The organism is Thioalkalivibrio sp. AKL17 (genome assembly GCF_000377885.1).
GTDB lineage: Bacteria > Pseudomonadota > Gammaproteobacteria > Ectothiorhodospirales > Ectothiorhodospiraceae > Thioalkalivibrio > Thioalkalivibrio halophilus.
This window is the reverse complement of record NZ_KB898766.1, coordinates 350565-363987: the sequence shown is the minus strand read 5'-3', so window position 1 is coordinate 363987 and position 13423 is coordinate 350565. Positions and strand designations below refer to the sequence as shown.

At 68.0% G+C, this 13423-nt stretch carries 13 protein-coding genes and 1 riboswitch; of the genes, 3 read left to right on the top strand and 10 right to left on the bottom strand.

Features of this window, described 5'->3' with window-relative positions:
* Positions 1-34 precede the first annotated feature (34 nt).
* The 4 genes from D577_RS0107840 to D577_RS0107825 form a co-directional block, all read right to left on the bottom strand.
* Positions 35-601 carry a cob(I)yrinic acid a,c-diamide adenosyltransferase gene (locus tag D577_RS0107840; protein ID WP_018870226.1) on the bottom strand — a complete coding sequence of 189 codons (567 nt, stop codon included), beginning with the start codon at positions 599-601 and terminating at the stop codon, positions 35-37.
* A gap of 4 nt (positions 602-605) precedes the next feature.
* A complete protein-coding gene (locus tag D577_RS0107835) occupies positions 606-2441 on the bottom strand; it encodes a TonB-dependent receptor domain-containing protein (RefSeq protein WP_018946958.1) in 1836 nt (611 codons plus the stop codon).
* A 152-nt stretch (positions 2442-2593) separates the two neighbouring features.
* Positions 2594-2846, bottom strand: a riboswitch (cobalamin riboswitch).
* 54 nt (positions 2847-2900) lie between these two features.
* Positions 2901-4799, bottom strand: a complete 1899-nt coding sequence (locus D577_RS0107830; protein ID WP_018946957.1) for a hypothetical protein — start codon at positions 4797-4799, stop codon at positions 2901-2903.
* Between the two features lie 110 nt (positions 4800-4909).
* On the bottom strand, positions 4910-6142 hold the full coding sequence (locus tag D577_RS0107825) for a cyclopropane-fatty-acyl-phospholipid synthase family protein (RefSeq protein WP_018946956.1): 1233 nt from the start codon (positions 6140-6142) through the stop codon (positions 4910-4912).
* Positions 6143-6369: 227 nt separating this feature from the next.
* Between D577_RS0107825 and fnr the strand changes: the two genes are divergently transcribed.
* The 3 genes from fnr to D577_RS0107810 all read left to right on the top strand — a co-directional run bounded on the left by fnr (position 6370) and on the right by D577_RS0107810 (position 8253).
* The gene (gene fnr, locus D577_RS0107820) at positions 6370-7098 is read left to right on the top strand and encodes a fumarate/nitrate reduction transcriptional regulator Fnr (RefSeq protein WP_026288973.1); all 729 of its coding nucleotides are present in this window, start codon (positions 6370-6372) and stop codon (positions 7096-7098) included.
* Positions 7091-7579 carry a DUF2390 domain-containing protein gene (locus D577_RS0107815; RefSeq protein ID WP_018946954.1) on the top strand — a complete coding sequence of 163 codons (489 nt, stop codon included), beginning with the start codon at positions 7091-7093 and terminating at the stop codon, positions 7577-7579. Before fnr ends, D577_RS0107815 begins: the two co-directional genes overlap by 8 nt.
* 104 nt (positions 7580-7683) lie before the next feature.
* On the top strand, positions 7684-8253 hold the full coding sequence (locus D577_RS0107810; protein WP_018946953.1) for a DUF2058 domain-containing protein: 570 nt from the start codon (positions 7684-7686) through the stop codon (positions 8251-8253).
* A gap of 12 nt (positions 8254-8265) precedes the next feature.
* Here the strand turns inward: D577_RS0107810 and D577_RS0107805 are convergent, their stop codons facing one another.
* The 6 genes from D577_RS0107805 to D577_RS0107780 form a co-directional block, all read right to left on the bottom strand.
* Positions 8266-8475: a hypothetical protein gene (locus D577_RS0107805; protein ID WP_018946952.1), complete on the bottom strand. Its 210-nt coding sequence runs from the start codon at positions 8473-8475 to the stop codon at positions 8266-8268.
* A 92-nt stretch (positions 8476-8567) separates the two neighbouring features.
* Entirely contained in the window at positions 8568-9461 is an 894-nt protein-coding gene (locus tag D577_RS0107800) for a carbamate kinase (RefSeq protein WP_018946951.1), read from the bottom strand.
* Between the two features lie 14 nt (positions 9462-9475).
* The gene (locus D577_RS0107795; protein ID WP_244263439.1) at positions 9476-10978 is read right to left on the bottom strand and encodes a Fic family protein; all 1503 of its coding nucleotides are present in this window, start codon (positions 10976-10978) and stop codon (positions 9476-9478) included.
* A gap of 115 nt (positions 10979-11093) precedes the next feature.
* A complete protein-coding gene (locus D577_RS0107790) occupies positions 11094-12722 on the bottom strand; it encodes a hypothetical protein (RefSeq protein ID WP_018946949.1) in 1629 nt (542 codons plus the stop codon).
* 10 nt (positions 12723-12732) lie between these two features.
* The gene (locus D577_RS0107785) at positions 12733-13089 is read right to left on the bottom strand and encodes a DsrE family protein (protein WP_018946948.1); all 357 of its coding nucleotides are present in this window, start codon (positions 13087-13089) and stop codon (positions 12733-12735) included.
* A 94-nt stretch (positions 13090-13183) separates the two neighbouring features.
* On the bottom strand, positions 13184-13417 hold the full coding sequence (locus D577_RS0107780) for a hypothetical protein (protein WP_018946947.1): 234 nt from the start codon (positions 13415-13417) through the stop codon (positions 13184-13186).
* Between the last annotated feature and the right edge of the window lie 6 nt (positions 13418-13423).

Here is a 13423-nt window from a genome sequence, read left to right as displayed (position 1 = left end):
TCGCGGATCCGCCGTCACGGCGCGGCGGGCAGATTCAGCCGCCGGAGGCCTCGCGCCGAGCGGCGGGCTGCCACAGGACCTCGGAACCGTTTTCGTGGCGCGCCAGCACCCGGCACAGCACGAACAGCAGATCCGACAGGCGGTTGAGGTAGGCCAGCGAGCTGGGCCGCAGCGCCTCGTGGTGATTGACCGCGACCAGCCGCCGCTCGGCGCGGCGGCAGACAGTGCGGGCAATGTGACAATCCGCGGTGGCCGGGCCGCCCCCCGGGAGGATGAACTCCTCCAGCGGCGGCAGCTCGTCATTGAAGCCCTCGAGCTCGACATCGAGGCGCTCCACCGACGCCTCCGGCAGCGCCTGATGCCCCGGCACCGCCAGCTCCGCGCCCAGGTCGAACAGCTCATGCTGGATCAGCGACAGCGAACGCCGTACGTCCTCGGGCAGCTCGTGCACCAGCACCCGCCCGATGACGCTGTTCAGCTCGTCCACGTCACCAAAGGCCTCGACGCGATGCGAGTCCTTGTCCACGCGCGAACCGTCACCCAGGCCGGTACGCCCCTCATCACCCGTGCGGGTCGCGATCTTCGACAGTCGATTGCCCATGACCTTACCTCTGCTGCTGATAACGCAGTTTCACGAACGCGGCGCGGCCGGGGTTGTTGTAATCGGCATCGTTGAACGAGTCACGCGCGACCACGTAGTCGCGATCGAAAAGATTCGACAGCGAAGCCTCGATACTCCATTCCGGATCAAATCGATAGGCCGCACGCAGATTCATGGTGCCGTAGCCCGAGAGCCGCTCGTCATTGTCAGCATCGTTGTAGCTGCGGCTGCGGGCAAGGAGCGTACCGCCCACGGAGAAATCACCGATCCGGCGGTCCAGGTCGAAACGGGCTGACGCCGGCGGACGGCGACGCAGTTCATTGCCGGTGTCACGATTTTCCGTATCCAGCAGGGTCAGGGAGACCCGGGCATTCCACGGCCCAAGGTCATGCCCGCCTTCCAGTTCGAGACCCCGGATCCGCGCTTCGTCCACATTCACCGGCAGGAACTGGCCGCCGACCAGCCGGTTGTCGATCAATTCATCCACGCGTGTTTCGAACACCGCCACATCCACGTAGGCGAGGCTGGCCGAATACCGGGCACCCAGCTCCGCGGTACGGGATTCCTCGGGCTCAAGATCGGGGTTGCCGAATCCGGGGAAGTAGAGCTCATTGAAGGTGGGTGCCTTGAACGCGGTGCCGTAGCTGGCGCGCAGCCGCAGGGCGTCGGTTGCCTGCATGCCCCAGGCGACCTGGCCGGTGGTCTTGTCACCGAACTGCTCGTTGTCGTCGTAGCGCAGCGAGCCTTCCAGATCGTGGTTACCGAGTTCGGTGCGCACGACCGAATAGACACCCACGTTATAACGTGAGTCTTCGTCGTAGTCGGCGGTACTGTCGACACGGTCCTCGTAGGCATCCACGCCGGCGATCAGGTCGGTGCGTTCACCCAGGCGGACATCGTTGCGCCAGGTCAGCTGATCCCGCTTCGTATCGAATCTCGAAGAGAAAAATCCGCCCGCGAAATTGTCGTTTTCGTCCCGACTATGGGCCACTGCAAGCTCGGTATCCCAGCGATCAAGAACGGGCAACCGGAGACCGGCCTGCATCGCCGCATGGACGAAATCGGTTTCATCCTCGAAACCATCGAACTCGGTATTGCCTTCGGAATAGAGGACATTGCCGAAAAGTTCGATCCCGTTGTCGAGGCGGTGGGCAACCTTGCCGGCCAGCGAGGTGTTGTCATAGCCATCCGGATCGTCGTCACCCACGTCGTCCTGCACGTCGATGCCCTCGGTATCGAACATGCTGACGGACAGGCTGTAATCGGTGCGCCCGGTGCCGCCGGCCACGCCGAGCCCGGCCTCCCAGGTGCTGAAGCTGCCGGCGCCAAGGAAGGCATTGACCCGCGGCGGCCCTTCGCGGCCCGCGCGGCTGAAGACCTGGGTCACGCCGCCGATGGCATCGGAGCCGTAGATGGAGGTGCGCGGCCCGCGCACGATCTCCACGCGATCGATCTCCTCGGGCGGCAGGAACTGCCAGCTGGCACCGCCGCTGGTGGCCGAGCCCATGCGCACGCCGTCGATCAGCATCAGGTGGTGATCGGAGTTCGTTCCCCGAAGGAAGACACTGGACGTCTTGCCGAACGGGCCATTACCCGCCACCGAGACCCCAGCGCGTCCCTCCACCAGATCGGTGAACTGGCGCGGCTGCAGGCGTTCGATCTCTTCGCGGTCGATGACCGTCACCGAGGCCAGGGCCTCGTCCACGGTATGGCTGAGACGGGTCGCAGTGACCTGAACGGGTTCCAGGGTCGCGGAGTCGGAGTCGGTGCCCGGCGCCTCGTCGGCCACGGCCGGGGACACGGCTGCAACGATGGCTGCGGAAAGGATGCTGCGTTTCATGTCTTCGGATCTCCCGGCGAGCCGCCCGCACGCCGCTGGTTCACGGGGATCGCGCCGGCGCGAGGGATGAAGACGAGGAACGCATTCCCGGCGGGAAACGGGTACGGGGACCCGTGGCGGGAACGGTCATCCGTCTCGCACGCCCTCCGCGTGCCGCACGACCATTCCCCGGCCGGTCTCCGGGCTGACGAGCGGGACATTCCCGGCGGGCGGCGCCTTCCCGTGTCCATGACACAGTGGCATTCGGCCGCCAGCCTCGAGGATCCACTGCCGAAGGACTCCGGAATGGATCCGCGCTCGATCACCGTTGCGGGGGCAGCGCCGGACTCGCGCGTGAGCGCTCACCGGACTTCCCGTTTAACCCGGCGGCGAAACCGCCAGGGCACCGAGGAACGGGACGCAGGGTACATGAGGGCCCCCTGATTTTCCACCCGCGCTCTCCGGCCGACCGCGCGGCATTCAGTTCTGCCGCGCCTCCTCGGCCTGGCGATAGCGGGCGCCACGACGCAGCAGGCGGCCCCATTCCTTGTCCTGGAGCATGGCGTCGAACTCGGGCGAGCGCTCGGCCCGCAGGGCCACGGGATGGTGGGATTCATCTCCGGTGTTCTGCGCCAGCATCGCCAGTCGCTCCGGGTTGGCCCCGTACTGACGCTGGAGGAATTCGCGCAGGCCCTCGGTCAGCGGGAGGTGATAGACCCGGGTCAGGCGCAGGGCCAGCCACTCGGCCGTCCGGCCGAGGTCCTGGCGCACCATGCGCACCATGGCCGATCCCAGCCCGGCCTTGGCGTCGGCACTCATGCCCACATACAGGCCGCCAAGATAGGCCGCCGGACTGGAATAGATCGCACGCTGGATACTCGGGTTGGTCAGATCCACCAGCGGGTCCAGCAACAGCGCCAGCTGGATCCCGATGCGCTTGGCGGTCTCGTTGTCGAGCGGTTTCTTGCCGAAATAGATGAAATCACCCTCGCGCCGGATCTGCAGCTCCTCGAGGTATTCGCACAGCCCGTCGGCCAGCCGGATCTTCTGGTTGTCATCCAGCTCGATCAGCTCCTCGGACACGCGGATGCGCCGCGCCGAACGCATTTCCCAGCGCCGCCCCCCCTTGCGGTCGCGTTCGCGGCGGCGCAGGGCTCCCCAGCGCTCCGCCGCGTCGCCATAGCGGCTCTGCGCCTGCATCAACCGGTTGCGCGCCTCGCGCAGCTCGTCCACCTGCGCCATCGCGACCCCCAGGATACGGCCGTCCGCGGTGCGGACGTCCGGTTCGGCCGCCAGCATGGCATGCAGGCCTGCCAGCACCTGCTGGCCCAGCACCGGCAGCGGTTCGCGCAGATGCTGCTGGGTGATGCCGCTGGTCTCGCTGTGTGCCAGCAACATGGCCAGCGAACGCAGACGACTGATGACCCCGGCCTGAGCCACGCGGAAGCGATTGCCCTGGTATTCCAGTCGATCCAGGGCCCGCCCCAACTGCCACGACCCGGACCATTCGAAGGTCAGGCGCTTGATCTGACGCCCGTTCATCAACTCGAAGGCCAGCACAAAGATCGCCTGCACGTCGTCCAGGCTGCAGCGGGACAGATCGTCGGCATCCGCCGCCGAGAACAGGCGCTCGAGGAACTGGTCGATGCGACGCACTCCCTCCTCGCGGGTGGGCGCAACCCCCTGCAGCCGGTCGCGCAGCAATTCCGCCAGCTCCGAATCCTCCGCATGCAGGCGCTCCAGCGCGGCCATGCGGGCATCGGCGGTGGCCTCCACCAGGTCCGCTACCCGCGCATGCAGCCCCAGGCGCCGGTAGATCTCGATCTGCTCGGCGGTGGAGGCCAGCGTCGGGTCGCCAGTCATCTCGCGCACCGCGACCGCCACCGCTTCCGGCGATACCTCGACCTCGTGCAGCAGCACCGCCGCCGACTGCCGCCGCCGCATGTCCGGCGTCATCTCGCCCATGGCCAGGTCGCGGGTCGCGAACAGCAGATCCGGCAGCAAATCGATCGTGTTGCGCAGCTGGACCTGCGAGCGCTCCTGCCGCCTTCCCCGCGTGGCATCGGCGACGAAGCGGGCGATCAGGCCGATCACCCCGAACAGCAGGGTATAGACCGCGAAGAAGACGAAATTCTGGGTGGGAGCCGCATGGCCGAACCCGAGGAAGTAGCCGCCCTGCATCGCGAGGAAGGTCACGGGGCCGGCCGCCCACAAAAGCTGCAGCAGGTTCAGCGACCACGGGACCTTGCGGGCACTGGTCGCCACCTCGGTGATGCGGCTGCGTCCCGCAGCCTCGATCAGGACCTGGTCCTGAGTCGACTCCTGCGGTTCCGGGGCGCCCGGGGCCTCGGATTTGCGTTGACGAAAAAGGCGGAACACCCCTACTCCCCGAACACCGGAAACCCCGGTCAGTGTAAAGCGCGCAAGCCCTGCGCGTCGCCGTCAGCGACGACGGGAATCCACACTGGACCCGTGCCGGAGCCCGGGGTTCACCGCGCGGAAGAAATCAGCTCGTCCGCCGGCGGCACCGAACGCATCCCGGGGTCTTCCCGCCCGCAGAGATAGTCGCGGGTGAGCGGAACGGCATCCTGCCGGCGCGCCATCTGGATATGGAACACCACCTGCTTCCACCAGCGGAAGGTGCCCTCGCAGCTCGCCAGATAGAACTCCCACATGCGGCAGAAGCGCTCGTCGAAACTGGCCGCCGCGTCTTCACGGACTGCCTGAAAGCGCCGGTACCATTCGGCCAGGGTTTCGGCATAGTGCAGCCGCCAGAATTCGATGTCGGTGGTGTACAGCGGCGTGGGCTCCAGCGCTTCCATCACCTCGGACAGGGCGGGGGTGTAACCGCCGGGGAAGATGTATTTCTTCAGCCAGGGGTTGGCCGTGGCCGGCGGCTCCTGGCGACCGATGGTGTGGAGCACCGCGATCCCCTCTGGCTTGAGCAGCTCGTTGACCCGGTGGAAAAAGGTGCCGTAGTTCGGCTGCCCCACGTGTTCGAACATGCCGACACTGACGATCCGGTCGTACTGATCCTCGTGCTCGCGGTAATCCTGATAGAGAAACCGCACTTTATGCTCCAGACCCCGGCGCTTCGCCTCGTCCTGCGCTACCCGCAGCTGCTCGCGCGACAGGGTGATGCCGTCGACCCGAACATCCGCGTGCTCGGCCAGATACATCGCCAGCCCGCCCCAGCCGCAGCCAATGTCCAGCACGCGCATGCCGGGCTCCAGGCACAGTTTCCGGCGCAGGACCTCGCACTTCGCCTGCTGCGCCTCCTCCAGGGTCATCCCCGGCTCGGCGAAATAGGCGCAGCTGTAGAACATCCCCTCGTCGAGGAAGCGCCGGAACAACCATTCGTCCACGTCGTAATGGTGAGAGATATTCTTGTAGCTGCGCGCCACACGATTGCCCTGCTCCATCAGCCCGCGCAGCGTGCGTGTGAGAAAGCCGACCCGTTTCTGGAACATCGGCGCAAAATTGCGCATGGTCATATCAAGAAAGGCCCGCAGCCCCTCCGGCCCAGGCGACCACAGCCCGTCCATGTAGGTCTCGCCCAGCTCGAAGCCGGGATCCCGCGCGATGCGCTTCAGGGCGCTGGCATCATGCAGCCGCATGACCACTTCCGGCTCGCCGCTGCCAAAACGCTGCTCGGTGCCATCCGGGCGACGCAGGGTCAGCGTCCCGTGGCGAACATGCTGTTCCAGCATCCGTTCAATCATTACTGAGTGCCCTCGATTCCCTGAAATCCGGCACGATTCCGTGTCCGGCTATTTTTATACTGAGTCTAACTCTCACCTCCGAGCCCGTCCAGTGGAGCCGGTCCGCACATCATCCGTTGTACCAACGCATCAAGCGTAGTGCATCCGGGGAACACCGCCACCGCGAACGCCGGCGTAAAAACCCGCAGCGTCTTCCCACATTGCGGCAAACGGGCTACCCTCCGGCCATGACCTTGCGCCCGACTCAAGCCTGCGATCAGTGCACCCTGCGCCAGTTGTGCCTGCCCATGGGGTTGCCCGACACCGAGCTATGGCAGCTCGACGAGATCGTGCAGCAGCGCCGGCCGATCGAGAAAGGCAGCACGCTGTTCTCCATGGGGTCGCCGTTTGAATATCTGTACGCCGTGCGCACCGGCACGATGAAGACGGTACTGATGGGAGACGACGGGACCGAACAGATCACCGGCTTTGCACTGGCCGGCGAGCTCCTGGGGCTGGACGCCATTCACCAGGGGTCCCACCCGGTCACCGCCATCGCGCTGGAGTCCACCAGTGTCTGTGCGGTCCCGTGGTCGCTGGTGGATGAGCTGTCCGGCCGCCTGCCCACGTTCCGGCAGCACCTGATGGGGGTGATGAGCCGCGGCCTGGCCAGCGAGGAAAACCTGCACGCCCTGCTCGGCCAGCGCAGCGCGGAACAGCGCCTGGCCACCTTTCTGCTCTCGCTGTCCCAGCGCCACCAGGCACGCGGGCTTGCGGCCGACCGCTTCATCCTGCCGATGTCGCGCGCGGACATCGCCAACCACCTGGGCCTGACCCAGGAAACCATCAGCCGGCTGTTCACGCAGATGCGGCGCCAGGGTCTGATCGAGCTGCACACCCGCGACCTGCACATCCCCGACCTGGATGCCCTGCGGACCACGGCCGGCGTCAGCACATCCGCCGCCAGCAGTGCCTGACACCCGGGCGACCGGGGATTTCTGGTCGTTCGCCGAGACCGCCTGGAACGATCCGGCGCTGCACGAGCGGCTGATGGCCTGGCAGGATCACCATGGGGCTGACGTGATTCGGGTGCTGTTCGCCGCCTGGCACCCCGGTCCACTGGCCGCCGACGATCTCGATCGGCTGCACGCCCGGGCACGCGACTGGAGTACCCGCACCACCCTCCGGATCCGGGCCCTGCGCCGACGCCTGCACACCCCCGAACGGCATGCCCTGTACCGCGCCCTGCTGGAGCTGGAATTGCGCGCGGAGCACCTGGGGGCGCTGCACCTGCTGCGGGAATGCCCGCCTCCGGCCGCCACTGCGGACCCGTACCTGCGCCCGTGCGCGGCCACCATCGAGGAGCGCCTCGCCCGCCTCGAGCCCGGGCTCCCGCCGGCCGAGCGCTCCGCAGGGGCCGCCGAACTCGCCTCGGCCTCGGTCCCGGGCCTCCCCTGAGCCGCCGCGCCGGCAAAACACCGACCACACCCGGACCGCCCCTGCACGCAGCCCCCGGTTCCGGCTATCCTGACAGGTTCCACTCAGCCAGACGGCAACCGAACATGTCCGACGCAATGCGCGACCAGCTCCTCAAGACCGGCCTGGTCGACGAAAAGCAGGTCAAGAAGGCCCGCAGCGAACAGCACAAGGGCAAGAAAAAGGCCAAAAAGCCGAAGAAGGCGGCGCCACCCGCGGCCGAGCCCACGGCCGCCGAACAGCGTCAGGCGGAACAGGCCGAACGCTCGCGGCGCAAGAACGAGGAACGCCAGGCCCGCGCCGCGCGCAAGGCCCTAACCGCCCAGCTGCGCGAGCTGGTCAGTTCCAACCTGTATCCGGTGCCCGCCGGCGAGGACGCCGAGGACTATCACTTCCAGCAGGGCGGGCGGATCCGCAGCCTGCCGGTCACGCCGGCCCTGCGGCGCCAGCTGGCCGACGGACGCGCCGCGATCGCCGGCCTGGACCACCGACCGGAGGCCGGTTTTCGCCTGGTGCCCCGCGAGTCCGCGGATCGCATCCGCGAGCGCGACCCGCAGTGGCCGCTGGTCATCCCCGCCGAGGAGGCCGCGGACAGCGAACCGGCCGCCGACGACCCGTATGCGGATTACGTGGTGCCCGACGACCTGATGTGGTGACGCCCGGCGGCGTCAGTCGTCGTCGGTGCGCTTGACGTCGGCGGCCGGCATGCCCCGCTGCTGCGGGCGCCGCACGCCCTCGTTATCCGTTGGCTGCGGCTCCATCTGGCGATCGCCGAGGGCCTGAGGCGGACCGTCCTCCGCCTGCGGTTCGCCGTCGCAACCGGCCAGCCACAGGCCGGCGGCCAGCAGCAGGGCCGGACTTATCTTCCGGATGTTCATGTCTTTCCAATCTCCTCCGAAGGCTTCGCCATCAGCGTGCCGGCGCAAGGGCGCGGCGCCAAGAACTCGGGTCGCAACCGGGGGCACGTCCGTTACGGGGTCACCCGGGTCCCGGCGGTACCGGCGAGGATGGCCGCGGCCGACCCCAGCGCCCCGATGCCCGCCATGCGGCCGCCCGCGGCCACCCGCCGCGCCGCATCCAGCTTGGGCCCCATGGACCCCGGCGGCCATTCGGCCGGATCAATGTCGCTGGCCTTCAGGCGGTCCAGCCGCCGGGCCCGGTCCGTGCCCCAGTCGGCATAGACCGCATCGACATCGGTGAGCATCAGCAGGGCATCGGCCTCCACCTCGGCGGTCAGCAGGGCCGCCGCAAGATCCTTGTCCACCACCGCCTCCACACCCGAGAGCCGGCCGTCGGCATCGCGCGCCACCGGCACCCCGCCGCCGCCGGCACACACCACCAGCGTCCCGCTGGCCGCCAGGGTCCGGATCGCGGGCACCCCCAGCAACGCGCGCGGCTCGGGCGAGCCCACCACCCGCCGCCAGGCCTTGCCGTCGCGGGCGATGCGCCAGTCACGCTCCTGTGCCAGGCGCCGCGCGGCCTCCTCGGCGTAGGTCGGTCCGATGAACTTGCTCGGCTCGTCGAAGGCCGGGTCCCGCGGGTCGACCTCGGTCTGCGTCAGCAGGCTTGCCACGCGATCATGTCCCAGTGCGTTGTGCAGCTCCTGCGCGAGGATGTAGCCGATCATCCCGTGGCTCTCCGCACCCACCACGTCCAGCGGCCAGGCGATGCGGTCGCATTCCGCCTGGTTCGCCAGCAGCCCCACCTGCGGGCCGTTGCCGTGGGTCACGATCACCTCGTGCTCCGCCGCCAGGCCGGCGATGGCCGCAGCTGCGCGCCGCGCGTTGTGCCGCTGATTCGCGGCCGAGGGCGTCTCCCCCCGCTGCAGCAGGGCGTTGCCTCCCAGAGCGACAACGATGCGCATGCCTCTACCTCCCGTCAGCCGTCCGTGAGCATGAATGCCTGCTGCCAGACCTGCTCGATCCGTTCGAGTTCATGATCCTCGATCTCGCCGAACTGACCGCGCTTGTTCCGTGACAGCCGGCCCTCGTTCTGGTGGAGAAGACGCAGCAGCAGATCCAGACGCCGATCCGGCAGATCCACGATCTCGCGGACGGCGCGGCGTGCGGCATCATGACCACGAAGGAAACGCAGTTCTTCCACCAGATCTTCCCGGACGGTGCGGGCCACCGTTTCCGCGAGGTATTCGGTCTGGGCCGTCAGATCGGGATACCGATAGTAACTGGCCACTTCTTCCGGATTCCGCAGCTCCAGCCGTCCTTCGGGATCCAGACGGTAATCGACCCGCTCCTCCATCAGCGGCCGCGAGTAACGTTCCAGCACCGCGTCGTATTCGGTAATTCGACGCAGCATGGTGGCCGATACCGGAAGCATGAGGTCGCCTTCCACGAATCCGTCGCGATGCAGCAGATCGTGGATCAGGAAACGATGGAGCCGCCCGTTACCGTCTTCGAACGGGTGAATGAAGACAAAGCCGAACCCCACGGCGGCGGCACGAACCAGCGGCGAAAGTCCGCGACTCCGCGTAGCCACCGTCGCCAGGCCTTCCATCATCGAGGCCAGCCATCCGGGCGGGGGGCATACGTAGTGCACACGCTGCGTGAAATCCGGCCGCTGCTCGCCCACGTAATTCTGGACAGAGCGAAAACCGCTTTCCGCATAGCGCGGGTCCACCACCAGATTCTGGCGCCGTGTCAGGCCGGCCTCGTCCAGCAGCTCCGCGAGCGGGACCCGCCCTGCTTCACGCAGCAATGCCACGAAGCGCTCGAGACGCCCGGAGACCGGTTCCGGCTCATGTTCGATCCCGTAGGTCGAGCGCGTTTCCTTGAGGTAGAGATAGTCGTTGGCCCGGGCAAACAGTTCCGGTGGAAATGCCCCGACCAGCCCGGACAGCTCCTCGGTCAGCGGCTGGGCCAGGGCCTCTCTCAAGCGCTGCGTCCGACGAATGACCGGACAGAAACCGCCATCCCCCAGAAGGTTGTCCCGGACCCGCCAGCGCCGATCGAATTCCGGTTCCGGCGCAGTCAGATAATGGTCGGGGTTCAGTGCGTCCACGTAGTTGCCGCCCGCTGTCCGCGAGACCGCGAGGCGCTCCCCGGTCAGGCGTTCGTAGAAGAACCCCATCAGCCGCCGATAACGCCCGGTGGGTTTTTCGCTTACCGCCGCCTCGATCGGTGCGGGGCCACAGGCACGGAACAGGTCCGCCAGAACCGCCAGATTCACGCCCTCGTGCTTCAGCGCGAATTCAAGCTGGTTCGCGAGCGCGTCACCGGCTGCGTACTGCGGCGGGTACTCATACTGGACCGTCCCGTCCTCCTGCCATGTCTCACGCAGGCGCGTGCCCAGACTCGAAGACACGGGCAGGGACGCGGACGGCAGTCCGAACGCACGAATCAGCCACCGATAACCCAATGGGCTCATACGCCGAATCCTGGATATTCAATGGCCCCAGATTGCAACAAAATCGATTCAGGCGAAACATTTTTGTTACAAAAAAGAGAAAGCGCGACAAAACGATTACGCAGCCACCGGTTGATCAGGGGCGCTCGGTGTAATCCTCGTGCAGCCAGTCGCGCAGGTCCTCGAACCCGGGGATGTCCTTGTCCCCGGTGGCCGGTGGCAGCTCGAAGCCGTCGTGGAAGCCGCGAGCCCGGAACGGCTCCAGCAGGTCCGGGTCCCCGGAGATCACGTGCACCGGCACCGCCCACGAGGGGTCCGGGCCGGTGACCAGGGCCGCGGGCTGGTGGTCGCCCGGCATCAGGAACAGGGTATCCTCGTCCACGTGGTCGCGCGCCCAGTGGCCGCTGACCTCCAGCGAGTAGCGCACCGCCTCGGCGTAATGGTCGCGCACGCGGTCGAAGTCCCGCCACAGCACCTCGGGGGCGGGCCCGGCGCCGGCCTGTTCGTGGAACACCCGCCCGTCGTCCATCGCATCCGGGTCGTCCAGCACGTCCAGCACCGGGGTCCACGGGGCGTGGCTGCTGACCAGCGCGAGCATCGCGAACACCGGCGCCTCCCCGCCCTGCGGGTCCGGTCGCACATCCTGTTCGAAGCGCCACCAGCTGAATTCGTCGGGCATGGTGACCCAGAAGAACGGGGGCCCGCGGTAGTCCATGCCGTCGCGGTCCAGGATACGGTCCCAGCCGAACCAGCGCCCCTGTGGCCAGTCGAGGGTGATGGCCGGGGCCAGCATGGCCGTGTGATGGCCGGTGGCCGCGAAGTCCTGCACCAGGGTCGCCCGCTCCCGCTCCTGCAGCCGGCGATACTGGCCGGCGTGCCGCACGGCCACGCCCGACAGCAGGGTGGCGTGCGCCAGCCACGACTGTCCGCCGGCGACGGGGGCCTTCATCACCCCGGTCACCGCGTGCAGATCCCGCGCGGCGAGATCCTGCTGCAGATCCTCCAGCGTCGGCTCGATGACCTCGGCATAGCGCGGGATCTCCAGCGCCGAGACCCCGTAGGACTCGATCAGGCCCACCACCACGTCGACGCCGGCCAGGCCCTCCAGCGGCCGGGGTTCGGCCAGCTGCGGATCCTCTTCCAGCCGGTGCGCCAGCGCGCGGCCCTCGCGCCGCGCCTCGCGCATGCCGTCGACCTGCTCCGTTACCAGCGCCACCGCCGGCGCCGCCGTGCGCGGCGGCTCCACACCCGTCGCGTGGCCCGCGAGCCCGGCGAGGCCCGCGCCCAGCAGCACGAAACCCGCGCCCCGGGGCACGACCGGGCGCGCCAGCAGACGCGCCAGCGACCACACCGCCAGTCCGATCACGGCCAGCAGCGCCGCGACGGCCAGGATCACGCCGAAAGTGGGGAGGTTGCCGGTCAGCAGCCGGAAGACGGCATCCAGCAGGCCGATGTCCACGTAGACATTCAGCGGACGGGCAAGGCTGACCCGGGCCAGCGCATCGAACAGCGCCAGTACGATCAGTGCAAGGAGGAAGGCGGCCACGACCCGCGCCAGTACGCGCGCGGTGGCCAGAGGAAGGACGGCAAACAGTCCGGCCAGGACCACGGCCTCCCAGGCCAGCCACCCCGGCCCCGGGCCCGCGTGGCGCGGGATGTCCAGGGCCAGGACCAGCCCGTTCAGGAGCAGCAGGGTCAGCAGGACGCGGACCCCGCCGGGGACGGCGCGCAGGCGCCGGCCGGACTGTTCGGGCGGGAAGTTCAACCCGCCCGAATCAGAAGCTCATCGAGCGATCAAACTCGGCCACCGCCTGCACGTAATGGCCCATGCCGGCGTATTCGGCGGTGGCCAGGAAGTTGTCCGGGCTCACGTCCCGACCGCGGCCGCAGGCCTCGCAGACCCACAGCGGCACGCCGGCGTCGACCAGATCCTCGACGATGTCCTTCATCGCCGGCATGTTGTGGCCGACGATCTTGTCGTAGACGTTGCGGTTGGCGATATTCGCCGCCTCGCCCTGCAGCCATACGGTCACGTCGTGGCCCTGATCCTTCGCCACCTTGGCGGCGATCATGCCCAGCGTGGCGCGGGTGGGGTCATCGGTTCCGGCGGTAACGGCAACGATAAAGCGCATGGTCGATTCTCCTGTGTCATCGCGTGTCGGCCTTGCGGCCGGTTGGCGGACCCGACGGGCCCGTTGTTGTTGCAGCAGTCCGCAGCGTACCCGATCAGGCACCGTTCCGGCTCTGGCGGGCCAGACGCAGCGCCATCAGCAGCCACGGCAGCCCGTGCAGCAGCAGACCGCCCCAGCCTGCCACCCCGGCGAGTTCACCGGCCAGCAGGTCACGCACCAGTCCGGCGATCGCCGGCTCGGGCTGCCAGGGCCACAGACCCACGGTCGCCACGATCAGGGCGAACAGCCACAGCGGCAGGCGGTCGAACAGGCGCAGGGCGGTCGGCATGGCGCG

Excerpts from the sequence above, each read along its gene's own strand:
- D577_RS0107795 (WP_244263439.1), bottom strand. The coding sequence starts at position 10,978 with ATGAGCCCATTGGGTTATCGGTGGCTGATTCGTGCGTTCGGACTGCCG.
- D577_RS0107780 (WP_018946947.1), bottom strand. The coding sequence starts at position 13,417 with ATGCCGACCGCCCTGCGCCTGTTCGACCGCCTGCCGCTGTGGCTGTTC.
- D577_RS0107805 (WP_018946952.1), bottom strand. The coding sequence starts at position 8,475 with ATGAACATCCGGAAGATAAGTCCGGCCCTGCTGCTGGCCGCCGGCCTG.
- D577_RS0107825 (WP_018946956.1), bottom strand. The coding sequence starts at position 6,142 with ATGATTGAACGGATGCTGGAACAGCATGTTCGCCACGGGACGCTGACC.
- D577_RS0107810 (WP_018946953.1), top strand. The coding sequence starts at position 7,684 with ATGTCCGACGCAATGCGCGACCAGCTCCTCAAGACCGGCCTGGTCGAC.
- D577_RS0107835 (WP_018946958.1), bottom strand. The coding sequence starts at position 2,441 with ATGAAACGCAGCATCCTTTCCGCAGCCATCGTTGCAGCCGTGTCCCCG.
- fnr (WP_026288973.1), top strand. The coding sequence starts at position 6,370 with ATGACCTTGCGCCCGACTCAAGCCTGCGATCAGTGCACCCTGCGCCAG.
- D577_RS0107840 (WP_018870226.1), bottom strand. The coding sequence starts at position 601 with ATGGGCAATCGACTGTCGAAGATCGCGACCCGCACGGGTGATGAGGGG.
- D577_RS0107785 (WP_018946948.1), bottom strand. The coding sequence starts at position 13,089 with ATGCGCTTTATCGTTGCCGTTACCGCCGGAACCGATGACCCCACCCGC.
- D577_RS0107800 (WP_018946951.1), bottom strand. The coding sequence starts at position 9,461 with ATGCGCATCGTTGTCGCTCTGGGAGGCAACGCCCTGCTGCAGCGGGGG.